We start from the raw sequence: 25097 nt of genomic DNA, 5'->3' as shown, positions 1-25097 counted from the left end.
TCGTCCACCTCATCATCGAGCGGAGCGGCCCGGGGGCCACGGGGGTACTGCCTGGGGACAGATCGGGCCGGCGGTCAGTTCTGGGGGAAGCCCAGGTCGACGCCGCCGTGGCTCGGGTCCAGCCAACGCGACGTGATCGCCTTCTCGCGGGTGTAGAACTCGAAGCCCTGCATCCCGTAGGCCTTGTCCGAACCGAAGATGCTGTCCTTGAAGCCGCCGAACGAGTAATACGCGACGGGCACCGGGATGGGCACGTTGATGCCGATCATGCCGACCTCGATCTCGGCCTGGAAACGCCGCGCCGCGCCTCCGTCGTTGGTGAAGATCGCGGTCCCGTTGCCGTAGGCACCGGCGTTGATGAGGGCGACGCCCTCGTCGTACGACGCGACGCGCACGATCGACAGCACCGGCCCGAAGATCTCTTCGGTGTAGACGCGGCTGGTGAGCGGCACCTTGTCGATCAGGGTGGGTCCGAGCCAGAAGCCGTCGGCCTCACCGTCGACCTCGATGCCCCGGCCGTCGACGACGACGTCGGCTCCGTCGGCGAGGGCGATGTCGATGTAGCTCGCGACCTTGTCACGGTGCTGCTCGGTGACGAGAGGGCCCATGTCGCAGCTGCGGCGACCGTCGCCGACGGTGAGGCCGGCCATGCGTGAGGTGATCTTCTCGATCAGTTCGTCGGCCACGGGTTCGACCGCGACGACCACGCTGATCGCCATGCAGCGCTCGCCCGCCGAACCGAATCCGGCGTTGATCGCGCTGTCGGCCACCAGGTCGAGGTCGGCGTCGGGCAGCACGAGCATGTGGTTCTTGGCACCGCCGAGGGCCTGGACGCGCTTGCCGTGCTGGGCGGCGGTCTCGTAGATGTACCGGGCGATGGGCGTCGACCCGACGAACGAGATGGCCTTGACGTCGGGGTGCTCGAGCAGGCCGTCGACGGCCTCTTTGTCGCCGTGGAGGACGTTGAACACGCCCTCGGGCAAGCCGGCCTCGGCGAAGAGGCGGGCGAGGAACATCGCGCTGGACGGGTCTTTCTCGGACGGCTTCAACACGACGGTGTTGCCGACCGCGATCGCGATCGGGAAGAACCACATCGGCACCATGGCCGGGAAATTGAAGGGGCTGATGACTCCGACCACGCCGAGGGGCGCCTTGGTCGAGTACACGTCCACCCCGGTGGATACCTGCTGCGAGAACTCGCCCTTGATCAGGTGGGGGAACCCGGTCGCCAGTTCGACGACCTCGAGGCCGCGGGTGATCTCGCCGAGGGCGTCGCTCAGCACCTTGCCGTGTTCGCTCGTGAGGATCTCGGCCAGTTCGCCCTTGCGCTCGTTGAGGAGCTCACGGAAGCGGAACATGATCTGCTGACGCTTCGTGATCGAGAGGTCGCGCCAGGCGGGGAACGCCCGTCGCGCCGAGGCGACGGCGGTCTCGATCTCGGAGGCGTCGGCGAGCGAGACGTCCTTCGTCGCGACCCCGAGGGCCGGGTCGTAGACGGGGGCGGTGCGGCCGCTCGTGCCGGGCACCTCGGCGTTGTCGATCCAGTGCGCGACCAGAGGGCGATCGGTGGCGGCGTTGCCGGTGTGCGTGCTGGTGGTGCTGGTCATCGTTCTGCCGATCCGTTCGTGGTCGAGGGAGAGTGGACGAGCCCGGCGGCGTGGTCCACGGCTGCGGCGACGTCGTCGTCGCTCGGGTAGAGCAGGGTGCGCCCGACGACGAGCCCGCGGACGCCGGGGAGGGCCAGGGCCGCGGCCCAGCGGGCGTAGGTGTCGGCCGGGTCGACGGCGGGGTCGCCCCCCAGCAGCAGCGTGGGCAGGGTCGTCGCCGCCATCACGCGTTCCATGTCGTCGACGACGGGCAGCTTGAGCCAGCTGTAGGCGGAGGATTCGCCGAGGCCCGACGCGATGGCGACCGACTTGATGACGGCATCGGCCGTGAGGTCGTTCGTCACGCGCCCGTCGACCCACGAGCTCATGAAGGGCTCGAGCATGATCGGGAGGCGCAGCCTGGCCGACTCGGTCACCGCGCGTGCCGTCGCGGCCAGGGTCGAGGCCGTGCCGGGGTCGTCGAGTGCCACGCGGACGAGCAGTTTCGCGAAGTCGAAGCGGGAGTCGGCGATCGACGCGGCCGAGTACGCGGTGAAGCGGTCGTCCAGCTCGAACGTGGCGCCCTGGAGCCCGCCCCGGTTCATGCTTCCGACGACGACCTTGCCGTCGAGGGCGCCGAGCAGGGCGAGGTCCTCGAGGATGTCGGGAGTGCCGAGCACCCCGTCGACGCCGGGTCGGTCGAGGGCGACGACGAGTCGACGGAGGAGGTCGTACCGGTCGGCCATGGCGATCGCGTCGCCTCGGACACCGAGAGCACCACGGGCGGGGTGGTCCGCCGCGATGATGAAGAGGCGTCCGTCGGCGGCCAGGGGGGCGGGCCGGGTGCGGGCGGCGAGGGCCTCGGCCACCCGGTGCGGTTCGGCGGCCCGGAGGGTGCGGAGGCGCTCGAAGTCGAGAGCCGGGGTGGTGCGGTCAGACATGGTGTGCCTCCTCGAGGACGGCCTCGACCTCGTCGGTGGTGGGCATGGCGGTGGAGCACTCGAACCGGGTGGCGACGATGCCGCCGGCCGCGTTGGCGAAGCGCAGGGTGCGGTCGAGCGACCATCCCTGGATCAGGCCGTGGCAGAGGGCTCCGCCGAACCCGTCGCCCGACCCCAGGCCGTTGATGACCTGGACGAGGTGCGCGGGCACCTCGATCCGTTCGTCTCGCGTCTTGGCGAGGACGCCCTTGGGACCCTGCTTGACGACGGCGAGTTCGACGCCTCGTTCGAGGAGGGCGTCGGCGGCCCGCTCGGGCTCGGTCTCGCCGACGGCGATCTCGCACTCTTCTCGGTTGCCGACGGCGACGGTGACGTGCTCGAGGGCGCGCCCGACCTCGCGGGTGGCGACCTCGGGGCTTTTCCAGAACATGGGGCGGTAGTCGAGGTCGAGGATCGTCAGGGGACGACGACCCCGGGCCTGCCAGGCCACGTGGTGCGCCTGCCTGCTCGGTTCTTCGCTGAGGCCGGTGACCGTGGCCCAGAAGACCGTGGCCTGCTCGACGGCGGCGAGGTCGAGCGAGCCCGCGGTGATCATGAGGTCGGGTGCCTTCGGCTGCCGGTAGAAGTAGAGCGGGAAGTCGTCGGGCGGGAAGATCTCGCAGAACGTGACCGGGGTGTTCAGCCCGTCGACGGTCGAGACGAGCCGGGTCGAGACGCCGAGCCGCTCGAGCTCTCGGACGATGTAGCGGCCGAAGGGATCGTCGCCGGTGCGGGTGACCACCGCGGACCGGCGGCCGTGACGGGCGGCGGCGATGGCGACGTTGGTCGCGCTGCCCCCGACGGATTTGCTGAAGGTCTCGACCTCTTCGAGGGGAACACCGGACTGCTGCGGGTAGATGTCGACGCCGACGCGGCCCATGGTCAGGACCTCGTAGGGGGCGGTGTCGTTGTGGTCGGTCATGACGTGGTCGTCCTTTCGAGAGCCGGGCGTGCGGTCGTGGTCACTTCTTGCCGTTCTTCACGACGTAGATGGCTCCGGTGCTGAAGTCCTCTTCGAGTTGCTCGAGCGAACGCCCGTTCGTCTCGGGCACCTTCTTCACGGCGAAGAGGAACGACCCGGCGTTGAGCACGGCGAAGATGAAGAACGTCGTCGAGATGCCGATGCCGGCGACGAGGATCGGGAAGAGCAGGCTGACGGCGAAGTTGGTCAGCCAGAGGATCAGCACCGTGAGCCCCATGCCGACGCCGCGCAGCTTGAGGGGGAAGATCTCGCTGAGCATCAGCCAGACGAGGGGGCCGATGGTGCCCTGCATGGTGCCGACGAAGCCGATGACGAAGATCAGGACGACGATGGCGCGGCCGAGCCCTTCGGGGATCAGCAGCGACGACAGGCCGATCAGCAGGTGGAAGATCGTGACGCCGGCGAAGCCGACCATGAGCATGGTGCGTCGTCCAACCTTGTTGATGATGCGCAGGGCGACGAGCATGGCGACGACGGCGATCACGCCGGCCCCGACGTTGGCGATCAGGGCCCCGCTCTGCGAGAAGCCGGACTGCTGCAGCACCTGGGTGCCGTAGTACATGATCGAGTTGATGCCCGTCAGCTGCTGCGCGACGGCCAGGCCGATGCCGATGAACAAGATCTTGCGGAGCCAGGGCTCGGCGATGAGGTCGGCGAGGCGGGCACTCTTGGCCTCTTTCTCTTCGTCGGCGAGAAGGCGCACCTCGGCCATCTCGGCCACCGCCCGGTCGTCGGCGCGGATCTGCTTGAGCACGGCGAGCGCGTCGTCGTCGCGGCCCTTGGCGATCAGCCAGCGAGGGCTCTCGGGGACGCGGAACATGCCGATGAAGAGGGCGATCGCGGGCAGCACCGCGACCGACAGCATGTAGCGCCACACGTTGTCGTGCTCGCCCCAGACGCTGCCGATGACGGCGTTGATCGTGAAGGCGGCGAGCTGCCCCGAGACGATCATGAGCTCGTTGCGGCTGACGAGCCCGCCGCGCTGCTCGGTGGGGGCGAGCTCGGCGAGGAACACCGGAACGGTGACCGAGGCACCGCCGACCGCGATGCCGAGGAAGAACCGTGCCCCGGTGAGGAACTCCCAGGTGGGGGCGAGCACGCAGGCGAGGGCCGCGAAGAAGAACAGGATGGCGAGGGTGTTGATGGTGGGCTTCCGCCCGAAGGCGTCCGAGATGCGCCCGATGAAGAACGCCCCGACCGCAGCCCCGATGAGGATGGCCGAGACCATGATGCCCTCGCTGGCCGGCGTGAGACCGAGGCTCTCCTCCATCGAGTCGAGCGCGCCGTTGATCACGCCCGTGTCGTAGCCGAAGAGCAGCCCACCGAAGGTGGCGATGACCGCGACGGTGCCGAGGCGCTTGGTGTGCGGGCCCGAGACCAGGGCGGGAAGAGCTACTCGGGGCGAACTGCCCGATGTGTCGGTGACCACGATTCCTCCATTGGTTGTGGTTACAGCTTCCCGCGTCGGTGCGGGTCGTCGCCCCTGCATCGGCGACAGGATGAGGCTAGCCATGTCTGTATGTCCTGTCAATCGGTCATGGAGTCGGAGACTTGACTGAGGCGAGGAGGCGCGGCTCGGGTGACCCGCGCCTCCTGCGGTGAGCGGCTCCCTAGAATCGGAGCATGCCTTTCGACGAGTGGTACGACGATGAGACGCGAGAGGCCGCGACGGCCCGCGTGCTGCAGCGGCGGATGACGAACCCCACCGACCGCAACGTCCTCACCGTCGTCGCGGAAGAGTTCAACGTCCCGCGACAGACCCTCAGCGACTGGGTCGACGAGGCCTCGCCCGAGTCCGCCAAGCCGAAGCGCAAGCCCCGCCCCAAGTTCTCGCAGGTCGTCAAGACCACCAAGGAGGCGCGGGTCGAGTCCCCCACGGACGACGGGCCAGCCGAGTCATCGCGGTCCGCCGCACCCCCGGAGCCCGCGAGCGGATCCGAGCCCGACGCCGAGGCCGAGGCCGTGCAGCAGACCGAGGCCGTGCAGCAGACCGAGGCCGTTCCGCAGACCGAGACCGCGCCCGAACCGCAGACCGAACCCGAGCCCGAGCAGGACCCCTGGGCAGTGTCCGATCCTGCCCCCGAGCCCGAGCCCGAGCCCGAGCCCGAGCCCGAGCCGACACCCGAGGCTGAACCCGAGCCACGGCCCGAACCCGTGCCCGAGCCTGCATCCGAACCCGCACCCGCATCAGCTCCCACACCCGCACCCGCCGGCACCCGCCTCACCGCCCTCGAGGCCGAGGTCGCGGCCCTCCGCGCCGGCAACCGGGCGCTCGTCGAGGCCCTCCGCGTCCTGGTCGACGACTGATGGAGATGGCCGACCTGCTGGTCGTGCTGGTCACCGGTTTCGTGGTGATCGCCGCTGCGACCCTCGTCGGCCCCCGCCTCGGAGTCGCCGCCCCGCTGCTGCTGGTGGCGGTCGGGGTCGCCGCGAGCTTCCTGCCGGTGTTCGCGTCGATCGAGATCGACCCCGAGCTGATCCTCGCCGGCGTCCTGCCGCCGCTGCTCTACTCGTCGGCCGTGTCGATGCCGGCGATGAACTTCCGTCGCGAATTCGGGGCCATCAGCGGCCTGTCGGTCGTGCTGGTCGTGGCGACCGCCCTGCTGCTCGGCGTGTTCTTCCAGCTCGTCCTGCCCGACCTCGGCTTCGCCTGGGGTGTCGCGCTCGGCGCCGTGATCAGCCCGACGGACGCGGTCGCGACGTCGATCGTCAAGCAGACGTCGGTGTCGAAACGGGTCGTCGCCATGCTCGACGGCTAGAGCCTGCTCAACGACGCGACCGCGCTGGTGCTGTTGCGTACCGCGATCGTGGCGACCGCCGCCTCCTTCTCGTTCTGGGGTGCGCTGGGCACGTTCGCGTACTCGGTCGTCGTCGCGCTGGTGATCGGTCTGGTCGTCGGCTGGGTCAACCTCGCCGTGCGGAGGCGCGTCACCGACTCGACCGTCAACACGGTGATCTCGTTCGCGGTGCCGTTCGTCGCGTCGCTCCCGGCGAGCGCCGTCGGGGCGTCCGGGCTCGTCGCGGCGGTGGTCGCGGGCCTCGTCACGGGGGTCCGGGCGCCGCGGGTGCTGTCGCCGCAGAACCGCCTGTCGGACACGCAGAACTGGCGCACGGTCGAGCTCGTGCTCGAGGGTGCCGTCTTCCTCACCATGGGCCTTCAGATCAAGTCGATCGTCACGGACGTGCAAGAGGACCACTCCGGTGTCGCGCCGGCGCTGCTGATCGCGCTGGGTGCGTTGGCGCTGACGATCGTCGTGCGGGCGGCGTACGTCGCGCCGCTACTGCGCTTCCTGTCGGCCAGGGCGCGTCACGCCGAGGCGATGCAGCCGCGGGTGCAGAGCATGCAGGACCGCATCGAGTCCGAGGGTGCCGGCGGCTCGTTCGCCGAGCTGAACCGGCGGGCGCGCAGCGACCCGCGGCAGCTCGAGGCCGCCGCCGGTACCGGTGCCGGTGCCCGCTCGGCTCCCGGCGACACCGCAGGAGGCGCGGTGGGCGACCCCGCGGACGTCGCGTCGACCGGCCGGTCACCCCGTGCCCGCACGCCGCGCAGCCCGAGGCGCGTCGAGCCGCGCACCCGAACGGGCCGCGACCGATCGCCGCGCACCCCTTCGCAGCGGACGCTCGACCAGTTCACGAGGCGGGTCACGCAGGGCCTGGCCGACATCGAGTACTTCCTGCGTCAGCCGCTGGGTTGGCGCGACGGCACGGCGGTCGTCTGGGCGGGGATGCGCGGCGCGGTGACGGTCGCGGCGGCGCAGACGCTGCCCGAGGACACCCCGCAGCGCCCGGTGCTGGTGTTGATCGCGTTCGCGGTCGCGGCGCTGTCGCTGCTGCTGCAGGGCGGGACGATCGGGCCCCTCTTGAGGCGTCTGTCGCCGCCGGTCGACGAGGCCGCGGAGCACGCCCAGAACGAGTCCGAGCGCACCAAGATCGTCGAGCTGATGCGGACGAGCGCCGACACCGTCCCCGGCCCCGACCCCCGCACGGTCGACCGCTCGAAGGAGGGTTTCGACGCGTCGGTGGCCCACACCCTGGCGATGTTGGCCGCGCAGCGTGAGGCCCTGCTCGACGCCCGCGACAACGGCCTGTTCGACGCCGATGTCCTCGCGGACGCCCTCACGAACCTCGACGCCTCCGAGATCGCGATCGAGCTCCGCGGCCGCCTCGCCGACTGACCCCGGCCGCCGTCGCGGTTCCCCGCGCCTCCCCCTGAACGACCGCAGGAGGCGCGGGTCGGGTACCCCCGGACGCCTCGGTGACCGGGACTCGCGCCGGTCGGCCGCGCGCGCCTCCTGGTCGTCCCACCGACGCCGGACGCCCTGCCCCTGACGCCGGGTCTGTCCCCCGCCTGGCCGCTTCGCGAGTGCTCGGCGACCCGAGGCTGGAAGCTCGCTGGAGGTCGATGACGGGTGGGGCGCCGCACGCGTCCGAATGGTGTGTCCGCACCGCGGCACAGCGATCCCCGGCCACCGACTCGAGTGGCCTCGCCGAGAGAAGGACCACCTCCATGAGCGCAGACGACGAGAAGCAGGCCGACGCAGGCTTCGCCGGCAGGTTCCGCGACCAGCTCGGCAGCCGGGCGATCGAGCCCATCATCAAGGCCGTCCGCACGGAACTGCGGTCGGCGCGCGACGAGATCGCCGGCCGGGCGCGGGATGCGCGCTCCGGCGCCGTGCTGCTCGCCGTCGGCGCGGTCCTCGCGATCGTGACCGTGATCCTCCTGGCCGGGACCGCCGTCGCCCTGCTGGCCCTGGCCGTCCCCCTCTGGGCCGCCGCCCTGATCACGTTCGCGGTCTTCGCCGTCGTGACCGCGGTGCTCGTCGCCGTCGGACTGAAGGGCGTCAAGCGAGGCATCCCGCCGGTGCCCTCCGACACGGTGAAGAACCTCACCTCGTCGGCCGAGTAGCTGCAGCTCCACCGACACCCCTCCGAACCCGACCCCCTCCCCTCCCGACCCGTCCGACCCCGACACCAGAGAGTCCCCCATGCCTCGCAACGCACCCGCCAGCCGGTCCACGAAAGAACAGCGCACCCAACACGCCGAGACCTACACGCCGCTCGCGCGGTACGCCTCCGAGGCGTTCGGAGCGTTCCTCCTCGTCGTCGGAGGCGTCGGCACGGCCGTGTTCGCGTCGTCGTTCCCGGACGACGGCAACGCCCTCGGTGTCGGCTTCCTCGGCGTGGCCCTGGCGTTCGGGCTCAGCGTGATGGCCGGCATCTACGCCGTCGGCCACATCTCGGGTGGCCACTTCAACCCGGCCGTGACGGTCGGCTTCGCCCTGGCCGGTCGGACCACGTGGGCGAGCGTGCCCGGCTACGTCGTGGCGCAACTCGTCGGTGCGGCCGCCGGAGCGAGCGTCGTGGCTCTCGTCGCCGCCGACGGCCCGGCCGGCTACTTCACCGCGGCCCGTGAGTCGGGCTTCGCGTCGAACGGCTTCGGGGCGGCGTCGCCCGGCGGCTTCGGGCTCGGAGCCGTGCTCGTGACCGAGATCGTGCTCACCGCCGTGTTCGTCGGCGTCATCCTCTCGGTGACCGCCAAGAACGAGTACAAGGCCCTGGCACCCTTGGCGATCGGCCTGACCCTGACGCTGATCCACCTGATCAGCATCCCAGTGAGCAACACGTCGGTGAACCCCGCCCGCTCGCTGGCGGCGGCCCTCTACGGCGGCCCCGACGCGCTGGCCCAGGTCTGGGTCTTCTTCGTGGCGCCCCTCGTCGGCGCCGCCGTCGCCGGCCTCGCGCACCGCATCCTGCGTCGCCGCGCCTGACCTGATGACCCGAGCGGCAGGGAACCGCAGGAGGCGCGGGTCGCGTGACCCGCGCCTCCTGCGGTTCCCCGCTTCAAGGATGGAACCCGTGCCACAGCCGACGATCGGGCCCGAGAATGACCTCCGCAGCTGACAGTTATGCCCCGCTTGACTCGGCGATCACATCGACTTCCGGGGTCTTGATGGCTGACAGCCAGGTCGTGAGACGATGGACGGCTTCGATTCCCGACAAGAGGTTCTCGTCCGGGTCGTCAAAATGAGCGATCAGGTTTCGCAGCCGCCGGGTGGAGTCGAGCCATGAGACGAACTCGTCCCGCGAGAGAGACCAACCCAGTTGCGGCCAGTTGTTCGCGTATAGGTGCTGGAGATTGCCAAACGAGTATTCGTCGAGAGGCTTGGCAGACGAGGCAATAGCCTCGTTTAGAAGTGACCTCGCCACCCTCTTCAGCTCTCGTTCGCATCGCCCGACCGCCAAGAAAGGCAACGCCAGCTCCTCGAATTCAAGAGCGAGGTCAGAGGAGGTGACGATCCCTGACAGCAATCCACGGTAGGTAACCACCACGTACCCTCGATCGGTCACGGGGGCGACACTCGCGAAAAGGTCCGAGTGGAGATCTACCGGTGGTGTCGGCATCGTCACTTCTCCGACAGTTGTGGGGCTCTCGCCCCGCAACGTCGACTGCCCGAACGACTCCCAAGTGAAGATGCCGACCACGGCGGGGCGGTCGAGCGACTCCACGACGGGCAGCTGCGAGAAGTCATGACGCATCATCAAGGTGAGGGCATCCGCGACGAGGGTTTCCCTCGTGACGAATCCGCGGACAGCGCCCTGATCCCGGAGGCGCAAGGCGTACATGGCCGAGTCGATTCGAGACAAGGTCAGAAGGTGATCCGCCGGCTGCTCGGAAACGGCCAGCACCACTTGTTCCGGGCTGTCGCGCTCAATGAGGACTTCGAGATCAAGATGCCCCCCGTCGAATGGCGGGTTGGTTCGCAACCCCATCTTGGCCAAATCGCTGTAGATGGTCTGGACCCTGTTCTTACCGCGACTCTCGTAACCCCAGTAACCGATCAACCGTCGGATCGAAATGGGCTGTGCGCTGGATTTGAGCACTTCGAGGTAGATCTTGGTGTCGTTGAAATTGGTGTCGACCGTCGGTTCTTGCATCGTATGTTTCCCCCCATGGGTCGGCCTGATGCCGTCCTCTCCTGTTCTCTCGGACAACAACACGCGCCCGTAAGCCGGATTGGTCCGCGGCCCGCCATCCTGCTGCGCCTCCATAGGCTGACGACGACGAGGCGTGCGCCGACCCGGCGGCGTCGACCTCACCCCGCAGTGCAGGTCGCCAAACTTCAGTCGCAAAAAGTCGCATCCGCTGCCCCCTCAACCGCGCATCGATCGCCCGTGTGAGGATCGGGTGGCGTGCCGCCTCCGGTGGCGGCGACGCCGACGAGGGGATGCGCGGATGGCCGACACGAACGAGATCGTGCACGTGGTGTTGGTCGAGTGGGCCGAGGGAGCCCCGGCCGACGTGGCCGAGCAGGCGTCGCGCCTGTCGACCGAGCACCTGACCGGCATCGACGGCGTGCTGTCGGTGTCGAGCGGCGAGAGCGTCAGTCCCGAGCAGCTCGAGGCCGGCTTCGACTGGATGCTCGTGGTGCGCTTCCGTGACCCCGCGGCGCGGGACGGCTACCTGCCCCACCCCTCGCACCAGCCGGTCGCGAGCTACCTCGGCGACGCGTCCGCCCGCGTCGTCGTCTTCGACGTCCGGGCGTAGGGCAGGCGCAGGAGGCGCGGGTCACGTGACCCGCGCCTCCTGCGCTTGCCGCGTTCGCGGCTAGAACGCGATGTACTGACCGTTGTCGTAAAGGACGAACGACTGAGCCGCCTCGGGCACGATGTAGGCCGTGTAACCCGTGAAGGCCGAGCCGGGGTAGAGCTTCGGGCCATCACTCATCGAAGGCATCCCGTCGCCGAAGATGATGTATTCACTGTCGTACCGGTTGCCCTCAGGAGTCGCCAGAGAGAGATCGTAGGACGCCAGCGACGGCTTGACCCCGTCCGGGTCGATTCCCGTCATGGCGAGTTCTGCGACGACGTACTTGAAGCCCGCAGGGGCTTCTTCGTTGAACATGTTCCACTGCGCGACGAGCGCGTTGGCGTTCGCGTCAACGATTCGCGCGGTCAGGCTGTACTTCTCCCCGCCGAGGAATCCCTTGGCGACGTAGGGCTGTGGTGCGGGACTCTCGATCGTGCCGGTGGCGGCTGGTGCCGCACTCGCCGCCGGCGCGGGCTCAGAGGCCTCGGGCGCGGGCGCTTCCTCCGTCGGCTCGGCAGGTTCGCTGACCTCGGTCGTGGCCTCGGCCGTCTCGATCACGCTTGCTTCGGTCGCCGTCGTGCCGGGGCCGGCCAGCGCGGCAGACGTCGCGATGATGCCGGTGAGCAGGGCGACGCTACCGAGGGCAAGGCCCGTGACGGCAGCGTTCTTCTGCTGCTTCTTCACGAGAGCAAAGATGCCCAGAGTGACGCCTCCGAGTGCCAGCAAAAGGCCGAGCACAGGGACGAGGCCCGTGAGGAACGCGGCGATTCCCACGAAAAGAGCTCCCAGAGCCAGCTTCCTGGACCGAGCCCCCGGCGCAATGCCGTTCGGCTGGACGGGCGAAGCCTGCTGCCCGTCAGGACCCGGCTGGGCGGGCGGAACCTGCATGGCGTCGGGAACTGGTGCGGGCATCGTCGGCACCTCGGTGACCATCGGGGCGGCGTCGTGCCACCGTTGTCCATCCCAGTAACGCGGTTCGTTGTTGGCGTGCGGTGCTGGGTACCAGCCGGCGGGCGTCTCGTGAGGCAAGTGTCTATCTTTCGGGTCGGGTCGACAGAGGTGTGCAGCTACGCCGGACGTCCGTCGGGGGATCGTCGCGAAGCCTGGTGGAGTCCGAGCGGGAGTGACTGCACCAGAAGGTCAGGAGTCGGCGATCGGGAGTTCCTCGACCGCTTCACCACTGCCTGCTCGCGACACCATAGCGGAAAGCGAATTATCCTCGCAGCCCCGGTGTGCGACTTTCGGGGCTGGATGACCAGCGCGTCCTGCAGGCGCCTCCTCCCCCGGGATCGCAGCGGGGTCGCTCGGCGGTAGGTTCACCTCATGAAGGTCCTGGCCGGCATCCTCACCGCGCTGCTCGTGGTGTCGGTGCTGCTGGTGCTCGCGGTGCGGGCCGATCCGGACGTGCCGCTCGTGCTGTCCGGCTCAGACGCGCGCCTCCCGTACTGCACCACCTACGACCCGGTGATCGTGGCCGACCTGACGACGGAGGCCCTCCCGACCTGTGCACCGCACGGGGTCGAGATGCGCTTCCCCGACGGCTTCGTCATCGACCTGCCCGACGAGCCCGGCGCCGGCGGACGCCCCTCGGAACGCTACGACTACGGCTACGTCGACGTCGGGGCCTTCGGCATGTACGCGTCGCGGGCCGACCACGCCTGCGAGCACATCGAACAGTGGGGCACCCCCGAGGCCATCCGTCGCGTCACCGACGCCTTCGGCGACGACTACGCCTGCGTGCCCGACCAGCAATGACCCGAGGAGGCGCGGGTCGGCTCCTCGAGACACGATCGGTTTGACGCTTCAGCCGCCACCCCTCACCCGTTCGGCGCCACCAGCACTTTCGCGTGCTCGGTCTTTCCGCTGTCCAGCTCCACCAGCAACCCCGGCAGCTCGTCGAGCCCGACCGTCCCCGTGATGAGCGGCCCCGCCTCCACCGAGCCGTCGGCGAGCGCACGCATCGCGCCGACGAAGTCGGAGTGCGTGTAGGCCAGGCTGCCGATGACCGTCAGCTCGCGGCTCTGCCAGTCGCCGTACGACACCTCCGAGGTGGTCATCGGGTAGCCGAGCAGGGCGAGCGTCCCGCCACGGCGGACCAGCTCGGCGCTCGACTGGAACAGCGAGGAGGCGCCGGTGCACTCATAGAGGACGTCCGCCCCGAGTCCGTCGGTCAGCTCGAGCACACGAGCCGTGAAACCCTCCCCAGGAGCGTGGACGTCGGTGAAGCCGAGGCGGCGGGCGGTCTCGCGCCGCGCCTCCATCGGTTCGACGATGACGACGGCTCCGGCACCGTCGTGGCGGGCGTGCTGGGCGGTGAGCAGGCCGATGGGGCCGGCGCCTTGGACCACGACGACCGAGCCGAGGCGCTGGCCGGCCCGACGGACGGCGTGGAAGGTGACGGCGGTGGGTTCGACGAGGCCGAGCTGTTCGTCGGTGAGGCCGTCGAGGGCGCGCTGAACGCGGCGTTCGTGGACGGTGACGTGTTGGGCGAAGGCTCCGTGGGTGGGGGCGTCGGGCGAGATGCCGTTGGCCTCGGCGAAGGCGGTGTCGCAGTGGTCGGGGTGTCCCGCGCGGCACATGGCGCACGTGCCGCAGGGCGGGCCGACGCTGGCGACGACGCGGTCCCCCACGGCGACGGTCGTGACCCGGCTGCCGGCCGCGAGGACGGTGCCGGTCCACTCGTGGCCGAACACCGCGGCGGGGATGAGCCCGCCGGACGCCCACCCGTGTGTGTCCGTCGCGCACACGCCCGTGTACCGGATGCGCACCACGACCTGCCACTCCCCCGGAGCCTCGAGGTCGGCCTCGGCGAAGGCGACCGAGCGCTCGGCGTCGACGGTGGCGAAACGGGTGCGGGCAGGCAGATCGGTCATGCCCACCAGGGTAGACGTGGACGACAGGTGTTGCTCAGCCTAGGGAGCGAGCACGGCCTGAGCGCGGGTGGGGCTCATTAGCTACCCCTCGGCGCCTCGTCCGCCTCGCGCTGGGCCACCTTCTCGGGACGCTCGGGTCGTGTCGCCGAGCTGATCTGCCCGAGCATGGCGGCAATGACTAGGAGTCCCAAGAAGACCGATCCGTCGACGTCCAGGGCGTAGACGCCAGCGAAAAGTGCAATGACGACGGAGTTAATGACGACCACCCATTGCAACTCGTAGCGGGACACGGCCTGCGTCACCCGACCCCGTGGAATTCGTTCTCGAACATCGACGTCTCTCCTCCGATCAGAGCCCGCCCGGCACGAGCTACACCCACCGTAGAACAAACCGAAATGTCACGCATCGCATGGCGTTCATACCGTCTCGGCTCATCCCAAACACCTCACCCCGAGGAGGCGCGGTGCCGGCATGCCCGCCCCCTCTCCCTCAGCCCGGTCACCCCCACGTCGCGCAGGCGGACACCGAGGCCGGCGACGACTGTGCAGCCGGTCGCCTCCCCCACCGCCGTCACCAGCACGCAGAGAGCCGCGCAGACCCTGCCCGTCGTGGCCACCGCGGGTGACCCGCTCGTGCCACTAGACCCCGCGGCCACCCGTCTCGAGGCTCCGGCCGGGGCGACGGTGGACGCCGACGGCACGGTCGTCGTGGTCCCCGGTGAGGGACGCTACGAGCTCGACCGCACCGCCGGCACCGTGCTCTTCACGCCCGAGCCCGCCTTCACGGGAACGACGACGCCGGTGCCCTACGTCGTGACCGACGCGGCCGGAGCGACCGCCGCCTCCACCCTGATGCCCTCGGTGACCCAGGTCGCGAGGCCGGACACCTCGACCGGCGAGCAGGGCATCCCCCAGCGTCTCCCGGTGACCGAAAACGACGGAGGCGCGGTGCCGGTCTCCCCCGCCACCCTCCGTCTCGTAAACCCCTCCGGCGTCGACGCCGCCACCGTAGTGGTGCCCGGTGAGGGCACCTGGACGGTCGACGGTGAGGTGCTGGTCTTCACGCCCGAGCCCGCTTTCGTTGGCACGGCGACGCCGGTGTCGTAGCGGGTCGACACGGTCGCCGGTGACTCGGTGCAGTCGACGGCGACGCCGACGGTGACTGCGGCGCCCGTGGTGCCGCCGGCGCCGGTCGTGACGGTGCCGGACGTCGTTGTGACGGCCCCCGCGGGCGCCCCGGCAGTCTTCGACCTGCCCGCGGCCGTGCCCGCCCTCGTGCCCGAGTCGGTCGTGTTGATCCAGCCGAACGAGACGCCCACCACCGTGGTCACGACCGACGACGGCAAGGGGCAGGTGCAGCCCACCACCGGCCAGATCACCTTCACGCCCTCCCCCACCCTCATCGGCGACCCGGCTCCCCTCACCTTCGTCGCGGAACGCACCGACGGCACCGCCGCGACCGGCCGCGATAGACGATCCCCTAACTGGCACCCGGGTCTGCCCAGATTTTGGCTAAATCCGGGGTTGACTTGTTTCTGCCGCCGCCGTCTTCACCTTCACCTAGTGTTCCCCAGGCGCCGCGTGAGGGAACCGGGTCGGTCTTAGCACCTCAGGGTGGGCGACATAAGAACTGAAGGACGCCTTCTCAAAAAGCGCCGCCCACTCCGTGAACTTCATCCGGGCCTTAACTGTCTTGCGGTCTGCTTGTACGGCGGCGAGGGACCCCATGTGCAAGGCAGTGCTCGTTGATTTCGGGAGCGGCTTCACCGCAGGGTCGCCCCAGGGGCGCTTCCAGGCTTTGTCGCCATGATCCTCCCAGGCGAGCCAGTCTTGACCCTGCGCCGCGTCAAAGACCAGCTTGTAGCCGAGGTGCTTTCCGCCCTTTCGGTCGAGGGGGTGGAGGTGCAATTTGCTTTGGCCACCATGATCGTCGAGATCCATCTGCTGAAGTGCGAGAAGAAGCGAGTCGGCGCGCAGTTCGCGTGCCTGGAATAACGGGCGATTCTCGATGAGGGCAACGCCGGATACCAATCCTGCTTCATCGACCACTGGCTCGATATGAACAACTCGAGTAGTTACTAGGAGTCGTCCAGTCCAGTCGGGGAGCACCTCGCGCAGCCACGTGACTGGCATGTTGTCGCTTTCCCAATCGGCGAAGATCTCGAGAAGTAGCTCCTTTGCACGCCCAGCCAAATCGACAGGCCATCCATCCAACCCTGTGAAGTGGCCTGATTCCGACTCAAAACTCTTCAGGTACTTAGAGAAGCGGGGGTTGAGGAAGCATGTTTGATGAGAGTGCAATGAGTCATAACCGATAGCGCGTGAGATATAAACTAGCTGATCGCATTGCTGCGCCAGGAGCATAATCAGCTCTTCTTCGTGACGGCCTGATTCGACATCATCTTCCATTATTAGATTATGCCGACAAAGTTACGGTCACGTCGCCCTATCTGCAGTTGTTTCGCCAGCCCAATTCCGGGCTTGTGGTTCCTTCCTTCCGCGGGCCGTGACGGATGCGTCACGATCGCGGTTGGAGGCTTACCTCACGTAGACGTGGCCAACGTTGCCGTGCTACCCCTAACGGGCCTGTCCCCTGGACTTTTTGGGGAGGCAGAACGCGCGCGCGTTGGCCTCGCGATGATGCACAGCATCCAGAAGGCAGCTACGTACCTGCGGCCCTCGGTGCCTGTATGGGGTGAGGGCATCTGTCATTCAGAAGCGAGCGGACGGCGCTTCCGGTCCCAATACACCCCTGAGGCCGGTGCCCCTATCTTGACCGTTGCTAATTTATCGTTTCACTTCCCGATATTTGTCGAACTATTTCACGTCCTCGATCCCGCTGTGAATACGAGCACAAGGCTGAAGTGTACGCAAGCGAGGTGTCGACGCCTGCGGTAGATGGTCCGGAACGAACAGATCGTCGTCCTCGTCACCAACAACTCGTCTGCGTTCTCCGCCAGCTAGATCGTCCGAGTGCGCATGCGTGGCGACGGAAGCACTTGCCGTCGTCCTTCAGCACTCAAGCCCGGGCCCCGACCACGTATCGGCCTCGGCGATCAATCCCACGAGCTCGTGCCCACAACCCCACGGGAAATTACAGCTAAGGGGGGCACACGGATCTGAGAGAAAGGACGTGGCACACCTACGAAGGGAGATTCTGGCGCAGACAACCGCGGGTCGTTGCCGCGGGAACGAGACGAACAGCCTTCCGGCTTTGCGCGTCGGGGCCGCTCTCGACGTCAGGTACGAGAACGATTTCGCCGGTGATCTCGAGGTTGAACGCGAACTCGAAATCGTCGCCGAGCAGAGGAAAGGGCATCGCCCAGGGAACAGTGAGCTTCCCGGTTTCGGCGCGTGCCATCAAGTCGTCGAGCGCTGCAGGGTCATCTTCGTACCAGAGGACGAGTTCGCCGATGTCAACCTCAGGCTCCAATCCGGCGACCGTGTCGGCGATGATACGCAGACCTACGCCCTTCTGGTCCGCCAGGGCATGGATGCTTTCGGGCAGCGCGATGGGTCGTTTCGTCGCCGTGCTGATTCGCGCCAGGTCCTCGACGGCTGCTACCAGGGCAGGTGAGATGGGCGCCTCACCACTGAGCGTGAAGGCATGCTCGGCAACACGGAGACCGAACTCGTCTTGTGGGCGCAGCCTGTTGTCGTTACCCCACGAACCGCAGAAGCGCAGCGCTGGCAGGACTCGTTGCACGGGTTCGCCCACCCAACGGTTCCCGCGCACATCGAGCTTCACCTTCATGGAGTTCCCCTTCGGGGTGTTCATCTTCACGAAAAGATCGACGCCGATGTAGTCCTCTGCGTCGGTGCCGTGAAGATGTTCGCCTCCAGCAATGCCGCGTCCTGTGCGACGCAGCGAGAAGAGCCGCTCTGCCAGGTGTTTGCCTTCGATGTCCTCGATTACCCAAAGGGATCGGCCGGTTGGTTCGTCATCGAACTCACCTACAGCCGGGCCGATTCGCAGCACGTTGTCACTGGCGGGCAGCTCGCCGCCCAGCCCTCCGGGGAGGTCAATAGTGAGATCGTCGACAACATCACCGTGGAGGGTGACGGGCGTACCGTAATCCTGCCATTGCTCCCATGCCTCGCGCTGCTCGGGGGTCATCCGCTCGGGATACAGGGTGTAGCTACCCGGGATAGGACGGTCTTCCAGGGCGCTGTCGTACTTGGTGGAGACATGCCAGGTAACGTGCGGCGCCTCGGGACTCGTTTGTGCGATCACGCTGGCGACGAGTCCGACCCTGGGCTTGATGACGGGCAGGTCCGTCGTTACCTGGTAGTCGTAGTCGAAGTGCGGGTCCGCCGCGTTGATTTGCTGGTGAAGGTCCGCCAGAGAACTTGACGCGTTACCAGGTTCGATCTTCGTCGGATCCGTCGCGAGGTTGTGGAGCCCGGTGAGGCTGCTCATCTGGTTCAGGATCTCGCGAACCCTGTCCATGCCGTCGCCGAGGTAGTACTCGCGGATGTTCGGCGATTCGAGCAGCAGATCCTCGATCTGGGTGAGCCCGAAAACTTCAACGGGGAACGGTGCACTGAGCTCTGTAGCAACGTTTGCGAGCCATGTCTCCTGCTCGCGGGTGAGGTCCATGGGCAGCGCCAAATACCACCTGGAGATGGTGTAGACAGAGGTCGTGTCCTGATGGGTCGAGATCGCAGTTTTCAGAGACTTCTTGATCTGGCTCTTCCGCGAGTCGTCGAGTCCGTCCGCAAACTTCTTGACCTGGTAGTTCTCGACGTGGAACTGCGACTGCCCTGCGGGTACCAAGACGTCTAATCCACCGTCACCCTGGGAGGGTCTAATGCGCCGTGCATGCTGGTGTCGGCGACACAACCCAACCGCGATCATCCGCTCGATGGTTTCAGGGTCCACGACAGTCCACGGGATCGCGGTCATCGGGGTGCCTCCTTCCGTCTTCTTGGCATCACCTGGATGCCATCCTCGCATCGGAGGCGATAGGAGGTGAGCAGTCTGTCGCGACGTCGGTGGCGCTTCGGGTTGCTCCGCTCAGCTTCACTGGCCACTGAGGTCGGGCGACGCACTAGTCGTCAACTATCCCCGAGAAGGATACAAGACGGAAATTCTCGAAGCCGTCCCAGCCGTTATAGGTGAGGGCTTCACGTACTGCCGCCCTGTTCATGCGCCGGTACGCGGCCGCCAGCTCCGCATCGGTGCCGTCAAAGAGTGCGGCGCGGGCGACGGGATCGTCGAGCAGGGTGAGGAACGCAGGCTCCGCCCTTGCCGAGTTGTAGAGGGCGAAGTTGTTGTATGCGCCGAGCTTGACGTTTTTATCTTTACCGGCGTTCGCGACGCCCCGGTAGATGTCGAACTCAACCAGCAGATTTGTGACATCTCGCGGTTGGGCGTCCCCGAGCGAGTCGAAAAGGTGAGCGGCTACGGGTTTCACGGCCTTGATGACGCCGCTTCGCTTGCCTTCCTCGTCCTTCAGAAGCTCAGCTCGGGCGACCATGACTTCGGCCTTTCGGAGCAGCGACTTCCAGTAGCCACCGTGCGTACTGATGGGTGCTAGGCGGACCAGGGCTGCCAGGCTCTTCCACTGCTTCTTCTGCACGAGAACAGCGCCGAGGGCATAGAGATGCCTGAGCACTTCCTTGTGGCCGAGCGGGAATCGGCGCGGCTGGCTGACGAAGTCTTCATCGACCGCTTCATAGACAGTTCGGTAACCCTCGATTGCTCGGGAGAAGGTCCCGCCTACTGAAAAGCGCGCGGAGAGCGCAGCGAGGATGTCAAGCCGGCCGAGCTGATCACCTAGTTAAGACGCGACTGCCCTAGCGTCCTTGCCCGTGGCGGCATCGACAAGAGCGACGGCATTGCTGATCCTCTTCCGAAGGAGGAGATCGAGGCCGACTTCGTCGCCCAGGCGAATCAGCTCGGTGACTGCTGCGCCGAACGACTCAGCTGGCATCTCGACGTTCACGTTCACGAACCCGCCCGGCTCGAAGGGTGGGGTTGCAACGCGGATCGTCTCGAGGATGTCTCGGCGCCATTCCTCCTTGCGGGCGGCGACTACTCGCTCAATGATGCCGCGTGCTTCATGCTGATGCCAGCGAACACTGGAGGTGCCGCGACGGACAAACACATCCCCGGCGCGCCAGACTGTTTTGTTCTCGTACTCGCCGTCTTTCGACATGACCCGCATCCCGTCCCGGTTCGGGCCGATGCCGATCAAAAGAAAATTGTTGGACCCGATGCATTGGAGCGCTGCGCTGAGGTCGATGGGCTCGCCGAGAACAGCGGCGACCTTGGATCGGATTTTCTGCTCATCGACGTCGCGGGCGGCTTGAGGAGTAAACATGCCGCTCGGTGACCCGTGATCGTCAGCGCCCACGACGATGTAACCGCCGTCGGGGACGAATTCCAACGCGGCGGTGTCTTTGCACAGCTCGATGAGGTTGGACTTTTACCGCAGTTCCCACGTCGCTTTGAAATCGAGAACATCCGACTCTGCGCCGTGCGCGAGCAGCCCGCGCAAGCGATCTAGATCGACGCTCATTGGCATAACTGGAGAGTACAGCGGTGCTGGGAGTGGCGGTTTGGTTAGAAGGCCTGGGTCCGCCCTATCGCCGTGTTCGTGAGCGCCAGCTAGCTTGTCCAAGCGATCGCTACGGACAATTTGGATGCCGGAGAGACAGCCTGCTCATCGCGTCGACACGAGGCTTTGTCGTCTGTAAAGAAAAATGACGCTTTGAAGCGAAAATTGGAGAGTTATTGACGCCCTTTCAGGCACGCAACAGCAGCCTTGATTGTCGCCTTCGCGCATAAGTCCTCTAGATGCACCGCGCCCTAGTAGGAGTCATCTGCCGAAGAGAGCTCCTGCATTGCGTTGCCCACAGGACTGCGAGCAAAGACTGGCCAGATCGTCCGTCTGAGCGTGTCCGACATAGCAGGTCTGCCCTCGACGAGTTGCCTAAACGCGTCGTTGACGGGCTCTACGAATTCAGCGAGGCGAAATGCCTCAATGACCGCGAGCATATCGAAGGGTTCCCCTCGAAGAGATTTGCGCCCATTCTCTTAGGGCTGGCTCTCTCGATCCCGACGACGACGTCTCGGAGGGCTTTGGCGGAGACGAGCGGATCGATATTCGTTGTCCCAGACGCATAATGTGCCGATGCGGACTGCCGCGGTCGTGTGACCAGGTACTAGGCATCGAACTCAGTTTCGCTCCGAGGGACAACCATCATTGATGCCAGCGCATTGACACTGCGCGACCAGTTCGCCAGCGCACTAAGACGCTAGGTCGTACGACGCTTGGGGAAAGGTGCGGTGTCATTCATGCGAAAAGTCCTCGAGGTCGCGGTTCTGCCAGGCTCCGTAAGAGAGCCCGGATATTTCTTCCGTCCAAGCGGTTCGTCCATTCGCCGACCGGCCAGCCACAATGGCTGCGGCCGCCGACGGGCTGGCGAACACCTGGTTCTTCGTAAAAACGGCTGGGTCGGTGGACGCGTCGATGGTGCCGTCTCGTTCGAGTCGTTCCCTGAGGGTCACGTAGGACCCATTGCCGTTCTGTTTCTGCCTCACCTGTGACCCCGCAAGGACCGTAAATTCGCCGTCCACCTCGGTCGCGTATGCGATTCGATTGTCGTTGCGATTTGCGAGGACGAAGCGAACCTCGGCCTCCTTCGGAGACGAGGTATCGATCACCGCTTCTGCGATCGCGGTCGTGACTGCCGGACCTCGAAGGACGTTCACCCCGAGGACAGGGAGGGCAATGAGCGCTTGGCTGATGAAGTACTCCATGTCCGAGATGTCGCCCTCGGGTAGGGCGATAAGGGGTGGTGCCGTCCCGTTCTGGAGTTCGGAGCGTTGCGCGGTACGGGCGATTTGGAGAAAACGAGATTCCAAGTATCGGGCGTGCGCTTTTGTGAGGTTTGCATCCTTACTGGTGAGGAGTACTGCTCTCTCCCAGAAGTCTTTTTCCCGCGCGTGACTTGTCAAGCGGGTGCTGATGTCGTCGCCTTCGCCGATGTACACCTGGAGGCCACCAACGCTGTCGGGGGCATCTCCCAAAAGCAGGTAGACGCCTGTGCGGCGCGCTTCTTCGCGGCGGAGCAACGCCGGCAGATCGGATCTTGGCCCTGCGAGCAAATGACCAGTCCAATTCATGATCTCTGCCGTCACGAGCCCGCCGGGTGTTCCATCAACTAGAAACAGCCGAACGGACTTACCTGAATTGGCCACCACTCCCCCTCATCGCCTCGGTCGCAGCTTATGACAGTGGTTGTCCACCGTTAATAGTCCGCCCCAGGGCGGGTTGGCATCGAACGTCGGCGGTTTGCCTAAGAATGGGTGTGTGAGTATCGCGCCCCTCCCCCCGGTCACCGACACGGCGGATCTCCGGAAAGCGCGAGGCGCGTTCTTTACGCCAGAACCCCTCACGCGCTTCATCGCCAACTGGGCTATCCGTGCGGAAGGCGACCTTGTAATGGAACCCTCCGCCGGCGATGCGGCCTTCCTCGTCGAAGCCGTTCGTCGCCTTAGCGATCTCGGGGCGGATCGCCCGAAGGTTGCCGGGGTCGAGATCCACGCCCACAGCGCGACAGTCGCGGCGGACCGGATAACGGAGGCCGGCGGCATCGCCGATATCACACACAACGACTTTTTCCTGGTCGACCCCGTCCCGACGTACGACGCCGTGATCGGAAACCCGCCTTACATCCGCTACCAAGACTTCACGGGTGAGTCTCGAACACGCTCACGGGCCGCTGCCCTCAAGGCTGGCGTCGTCCTTAACGGCCTGGCCTCGAGTTGGGCAGCGTTCACAATCCAATCTGCCCTGTTCCTAAAGACTGGCGGCCGAATGGGGCTCGTTCTTCCTGCCGAACTCCTCAGCGTCAACTACGCCGCACCCGTTCGCCAGTTCCTCTTCGACCGGTTTAAGAACGTGGAGCTGGTCCTGTTCAACGAGCAGGTGTTCCCCGAGGCCGAGGCCGACGTGGTTCTCCTCCTCGCGGAAGGCTACGACCAAGGTCCCACCGATCACGCCGTCATCCACCAAGCACACGACGGAGAAGCGCTCGAGACTCTCGGCGTTCCGCTGCGATGGTCGCCGAACAGCGCTTCCGACAAATGGACAGGCTTGCTCGTCGGAGTGAGTGCGCTGCGCCCCCTTCGCAACCTCCGTGAATCCGGGGCGTTCACAAACCTGGAGACATGGGGCGACACCACCCTCGGGATGGTCACCGGCAACAACTCTTTCTTCGCCCTCTCCCCTGCTCGCGTCAGAGAGCTTGGCCTCAGTCGGACCGACCTCCTTCGCCTCTCGCCACCGGGCAGTTCACACCTGCGCGGCCTCGCATTGACCCGCCACAACATGAGCGACCTGGGTAAGGCAGGTAAGTCGACATGGTTGTTCCGCCCAGGGGATAAGCCGTCCGCGGCAGCAGCGGCCTACATCGACGCAGGACACAAAGCCGGCGTTGACCAGGCCTACAAGTGCCGTGTTCGGAAGACCTGGCATCAGGTTCCTCTTCTTCCGCCAGCTGATCTGCTGCTGACGTGCATGAACGCCGACACGCCGCGCCTTACGACCAACGCGGCGCACACGCATCACCTGAATTCCGTCCACGGCGTTTATCTCGCTGCCGCGCACAAGGAACTTGGCAGGGAATTGCTGCCGCTCGCATCCCTGAACTCGGTAACGCTGCTGAATGCCGAAATGGTGGGCCGGTCATACGGCGGGGGGATTCTGAAGATCGAACCTCGCGAAGCGGATGTGTGGGCTATGCCCTCCCCCGCTTTTGTAGAAAAGCGAGCCAATGCCCTACGTGCGGTCAGGGCCAAGGTCGCGCGCGCGCTGAGGAGCGGCGGCCTGATGGATGCTGTTGAACTTGTCGACCGCGCCCTTCTTCTAGATGCTGGCACTCTCAGCGAGGAGGGGATCGACCTGGTCCGTCAGGCACACCAGGCTATGACCGCACGGCGAGTAGCAAGGGCAGAAAGTGGCCGCTGAACCGTCTACGAAGTCCAAAGCCTGGGCCATCTTCGATCGCATCTGCGACGACGCCGCGCCCGATAACGTACATAGCAACCCATGGGTCCGTGACAATGACGGGGTTCTCAAGTACGAGCCGGATTTCAATGTCCTCGAGACCCTACTCGGAGTCCCGCTGTACCTCAACGCACCAACAACTTCAGGGGTACCTGCACTGGCCCTCGATGTGTGGATTTCTTACGAGCTCCGCCGCGCTGGCTTCGATCAGGACGCGACCTGGCCGCGGGGAAAGCACCCGCGGATTATGCCGGCACCCATCGTCAACCTCCTCGCCGGCCTGCCGAAAAAGGAACGAGAGCTCGTCGAGGCCCGCCTCGTGAAGGCCACTGCTCTGAAGGGTGTTGTCGCGGCGTCCGCCAACATCCTCGGCAAGAACTATCTGAAGCAAGTCGACGTCGTCATGTCTGACTGGGATACCGGGCCCGAGCTGCTCGTCAGCACGAAGCGTATGGACTCCAGCTTCGGAAAGAACGCTGCCAACCGCGTCGAGGAGAGTTACGGCGACGCCAAAAACTTGCGTCTGCGGCACCCCCTCGCCGCCCTCGGCTTCGTATACGGACTACGGTCCACGATTTTGACTCAGGAAGCAGAAAAGGCGGAGTGGTTGATCGACCTACTCCAAAAGCTTGGTCGGGAGGACGACGCCTACGATGCCGTCGCCCTCATCATGATCGAGTACGGACAGGGAACGGCTCCGAACGAAGACGCCGACAGTGCACCTACCGACGACGCTCTAGCGGCGGCCGGTCTGGACGAATCCAACGGGGACGATGAGCTTGAAGACGTGCCCCGTTCGGCCGTGGACGATGCCGTAGCCAACCTTCCCCGAGTAATTCTGCGGCACGATTCAGTCCCCCCGGCGCTGCAGCCCGGACGCTTTCTGGCGCAAATGGTGAACCAAGTCATCGACGCAACACCCGTAAATAGGCATCGAGAAGCTCGCCGCCGCATACCCGGATGATGTCGGTCGGCTGCGGCCTCCGCAACTGAGATGCCCAGACCAGCAGACCTTGTGCGATAACTTGAACTCACCGCCGCACCTTAATCTTCGGGTGCCTTTATACGCC

The 25097-nt window shown here is 66.3% G+C and carries 22 protein-coding genes and 2 pseudogenes; 11 read left to right on the top strand and 13 right to left on the bottom strand.

Features of this window, described 5'->3' with window-relative positions:
* Window positions 1-74 precede the first annotated feature (74 nt).
* Genes BIV04_RS15900 through BIV04_RS15885 form a run of 4 tightly spaced genes read right to left on the bottom strand, consistent with a single transcriptional unit; the run spans window position 75 to window position 4977 of the window.
* Window positions 75-1607, bottom strand: coding sequence for a CoA-acylating methylmalonate-semialdehyde dehydrogenase (locus BIV04_RS15900; RefSeq protein WP_071257556.1), 1533 nt, complete (start codon window positions 1605-1607; stop codon window positions 75-77).
* The gene (locus BIV04_RS15895; protein ID WP_071257554.1) at window positions 1604-2527 is read right to left on the bottom strand and encodes a deoxyribose-phosphate aldolase; all 924 of its coding nucleotides are present in this window, start codon (window positions 2525-2527) and stop codon (window positions 1604-1606) included. The genes BIV04_RS15900 and BIV04_RS15895 overlap by 4 nt, the downstream gene beginning before the upstream one ends.
* Window positions 2520-3488 carry a 5-dehydro-2-deoxygluconokinase gene (iolC, locus tag BIV04_RS15890; RefSeq protein ID WP_071257552.1) on the bottom strand — a complete coding sequence of 323 codons (969 nt, stop codon included), beginning with the start codon at window positions 3486-3488 and terminating at the stop codon, window positions 2520-2522. The genes BIV04_RS15895 and iolC overlap by 8 nt, the downstream gene beginning before the upstream one ends.
* Window positions 3489-3528: 40 nt before the next feature.
* Window positions 3529-4977, bottom strand: a complete 1449-nt coding sequence (locus BIV04_RS15885; RefSeq protein WP_255351268.1) for a sugar porter family MFS transporter — start codon at window positions 4975-4977, stop codon at window positions 3529-3531.
* Between the two features lie 194 nt (window positions 4978-5171).
* Here BIV04_RS15885 and BIV04_RS17240 point away from each other — a divergent pair, with 194 nt between their 5' ends.
* The 4 genes and pseudogenes from BIV04_RS17240 (at window position 5172) to aqpZ (ending at window position 9316) form a co-directional block, all read left to right on the top strand.
* Window positions 5172-5855 carry a hypothetical protein gene (locus BIV04_RS17240; RefSeq protein WP_071257550.1) on the top strand — a complete coding sequence of 228 codons (684 nt, stop codon included), beginning with the start codon at window positions 5172-5174 and terminating at the stop codon, window positions 5853-5855.
* 5 nt (window positions 5856-5860) lie between these two features.
* Window positions 5861-7723 (top strand): annotated as a pseudogene (locus BIV04_RS15875) (cation:proton antiporter).
* 332 nt (window positions 7724-8055) lie between these two features.
* Window positions 8056-8454 (top strand): phage holin family protein, encoded by a 399-nt coding sequence (locus BIV04_RS15870; protein ID WP_177174840.1) that lies wholly within the window; start codon window positions 8056-8058, stop codon window positions 8452-8454.
* Between the two features lie 79 nt (window positions 8455-8533).
* Window positions 8534-9316, top strand: a complete 783-nt coding sequence (gene aqpZ, locus BIV04_RS15865; RefSeq protein ID WP_083396533.1) for an aquaporin Z — start codon at window positions 8534-8536, stop codon at window positions 9314-9316.
* Window positions 9317-9452: 136 nt separating this feature from the next.
* Here the strand turns inward: aqpZ and BIV04_RS15860 are convergent, their stop codons facing one another.
* Entirely contained in the window at window positions 9453-10484 is a 1032-nt protein-coding gene (locus BIV04_RS15860) for an HPP family protein (protein ID WP_218141863.1), read from the bottom strand.
* A gap of 298 nt (window positions 10485-10782) precedes the next feature.
* Here BIV04_RS15860 and BIV04_RS15855 point away from each other — a divergent pair, with 298 nt between their 5' ends.
* A complete protein-coding gene (locus BIV04_RS15855) occupies window positions 10783-11094 on the top strand; it encodes a Dabb family protein (protein ID WP_071257546.1) in 312 nt (103 codons plus the stop codon).
* Window positions 11095-11154: 60 nt separating this feature from the next.
* Here BIV04_RS15855 and BIV04_RS15850 read toward each other — a convergent pair whose 3' ends face one another.
* Window positions 11155-12069, bottom strand: coding sequence for a hypothetical protein (locus BIV04_RS15850; RefSeq protein ID WP_071257544.1), 915 nt, complete (start codon window positions 12067-12069; stop codon window positions 11155-11157).
* 15 nt (window positions 12070-12084) lie between these two features.
* A pseudogene (locus tag BIV04_RS17555) lies at window positions 12085-12165 on the bottom strand (DUF2510 domain-containing protein); the annotation flags it as partial.
* A 294-nt stretch (window positions 12166-12459) separates the two neighbouring features.
* Between BIV04_RS17555 and BIV04_RS15845 the strand changes: the two are divergent.
* On the top strand, window positions 12460-12891 hold the full coding sequence (locus BIV04_RS15845) for a hypothetical protein (protein ID WP_071257542.1): 432 nt from the start codon (window positions 12460-12462) through the stop codon (window positions 12889-12891).
* A gap of 62 nt (window positions 12892-12953) precedes the next feature.
* On the opposite strand, the gene BIV04_RS15840 is transcribed toward BIV04_RS15845, so the two are convergent.
* A complete protein-coding gene (locus BIV04_RS15840; protein ID WP_071257540.1) occupies window positions 12954-14009 on the bottom strand; it encodes a zinc-binding dehydrogenase in 1056 nt (351 codons plus the stop codon).
* A 395-nt stretch (window positions 14010-14404) separates the two neighbouring features.
* Here BIV04_RS15840 and BIV04_RS15830 point away from each other — a divergent pair, with 395 nt between their 5' ends.
* Together BIV04_RS15830 and BIV04_RS17550 are read left to right on the top strand one after the other, a co-directional pair.
* The gene (locus tag BIV04_RS15830; protein WP_083396531.1) at window positions 14405-15115 is read left to right on the top strand and encodes a hypothetical protein; all 711 of its coding nucleotides are present in this window, start codon (window positions 14405-14407) and stop codon (window positions 15113-15115) included.
* 27 nt (window positions 15116-15142) lie between these two features.
* The gene (locus BIV04_RS17550; protein ID WP_071257532.1) at window positions 15143-15613 is read left to right on the top strand and encodes a hypothetical protein; all 471 of its coding nucleotides are present in this window, start codon (window positions 15143-15145) and stop codon (window positions 15611-15613) included.
* On the opposite strand, the gene BIV04_RS16915 is transcribed toward BIV04_RS17550, so the two are convergent.
* The 3 genes from BIV04_RS16915 to BIV04_RS15810 all read right to left on the bottom strand — a co-directional run bounded on the left by BIV04_RS16915 (window position 15569) and on the right by BIV04_RS15810 (window position 19590).
* Complete coding sequence (locus BIV04_RS16915; RefSeq protein WP_143048748.1) at window positions 15569-16417, bottom strand: hypothetical protein; 849 nt, start codon at window positions 16415-16417, stop codon at window positions 15569-15571. The genes BIV04_RS17550 and BIV04_RS16915 overlap by 45 nt on opposite strands.
* A 733-nt stretch (window positions 16418-17150) precedes the next feature.
* Entirely contained in the window at window positions 17151-18914 is a 1764-nt protein-coding gene (locus tag BIV04_RS15815; protein WP_071257530.1) for a hypothetical protein, read from the bottom strand.
* 145 nt (window positions 18915-19059) lie between these two features.
* On the bottom strand, window positions 19060-19590 hold the full coding sequence (locus BIV04_RS15810) for a hypothetical protein (RefSeq protein WP_143048747.1): 531 nt from the start codon (window positions 19588-19590) through the stop codon (window positions 19060-19062).
* Between the two features lie 24 nt (window positions 19591-19614).
* Between BIV04_RS15810 and BIV04_RS17465 the strand changes: the two genes are divergently transcribed.
* The gene (locus BIV04_RS17465; protein ID WP_255364327.1) at window positions 19615-19737 is read left to right on the top strand and encodes a hypothetical protein; all 123 of its coding nucleotides are present in this window, start codon (window positions 19615-19617) and stop codon (window positions 19735-19737) included.
* Between the two features lie 54 nt (window positions 19738-19791).
* Here BIV04_RS17465 and BIV04_RS15805 read toward each other — a convergent pair whose 3' ends face one another.
* Window positions 19792-20400 carry an RNA-binding domain-containing protein gene (locus tag BIV04_RS15805; RefSeq protein WP_071257525.1) on the bottom strand — a complete coding sequence of 203 codons (609 nt, stop codon included), beginning with the start codon at window positions 20398-20400 and terminating at the stop codon, window positions 19792-19794.
* Between the two features lie 905 nt (window positions 20401-21305).
* Complete coding sequence (locus tag BIV04_RS15800) at window positions 21306-22220, bottom strand: GIY-YIG nuclease family protein (protein WP_218141862.1); 915 nt, start codon at window positions 22218-22220, stop codon at window positions 21306-21308.
* Between the two features lie 109 nt (window positions 22221-22329).
* On the opposite strand from BIV04_RS15800, the gene BIV04_RS15795 reads away from it, so the two are divergent.
* Window positions 22330-23988, top strand: coding sequence for an N-6 DNA methylase (locus tag BIV04_RS15795; RefSeq protein ID WP_143048746.1), 1659 nt, complete (start codon window positions 22330-22332; stop codon window positions 23986-23988).
* Window positions 23978-24991: a hypothetical protein gene (locus tag BIV04_RS15790; RefSeq protein WP_071257517.1), complete on the top strand. Its 1014-nt coding sequence runs from the start codon at window positions 23978-23980 to the stop codon at window positions 24989-24991. The genes BIV04_RS15795 and BIV04_RS15790 overlap by 11 nt, the downstream gene beginning before the upstream one ends.
* The last annotated feature ends 106 nt before the right edge of the window (window positions 24992-25097 follow it).

This window comes from Frigoribacterium sp. MCBA15_019 (genome assembly GCF_001864945.1).
Lineage (GTDB): Bacteria > Actinomycetota > Actinomycetes > Actinomycetales > Microbacteriaceae > Frigoribacterium.
The sequence above is the reverse complement of the archived record's forward strand: the minus strand, read 5'-3'. Positions and strand labels throughout refer to the sequence as shown.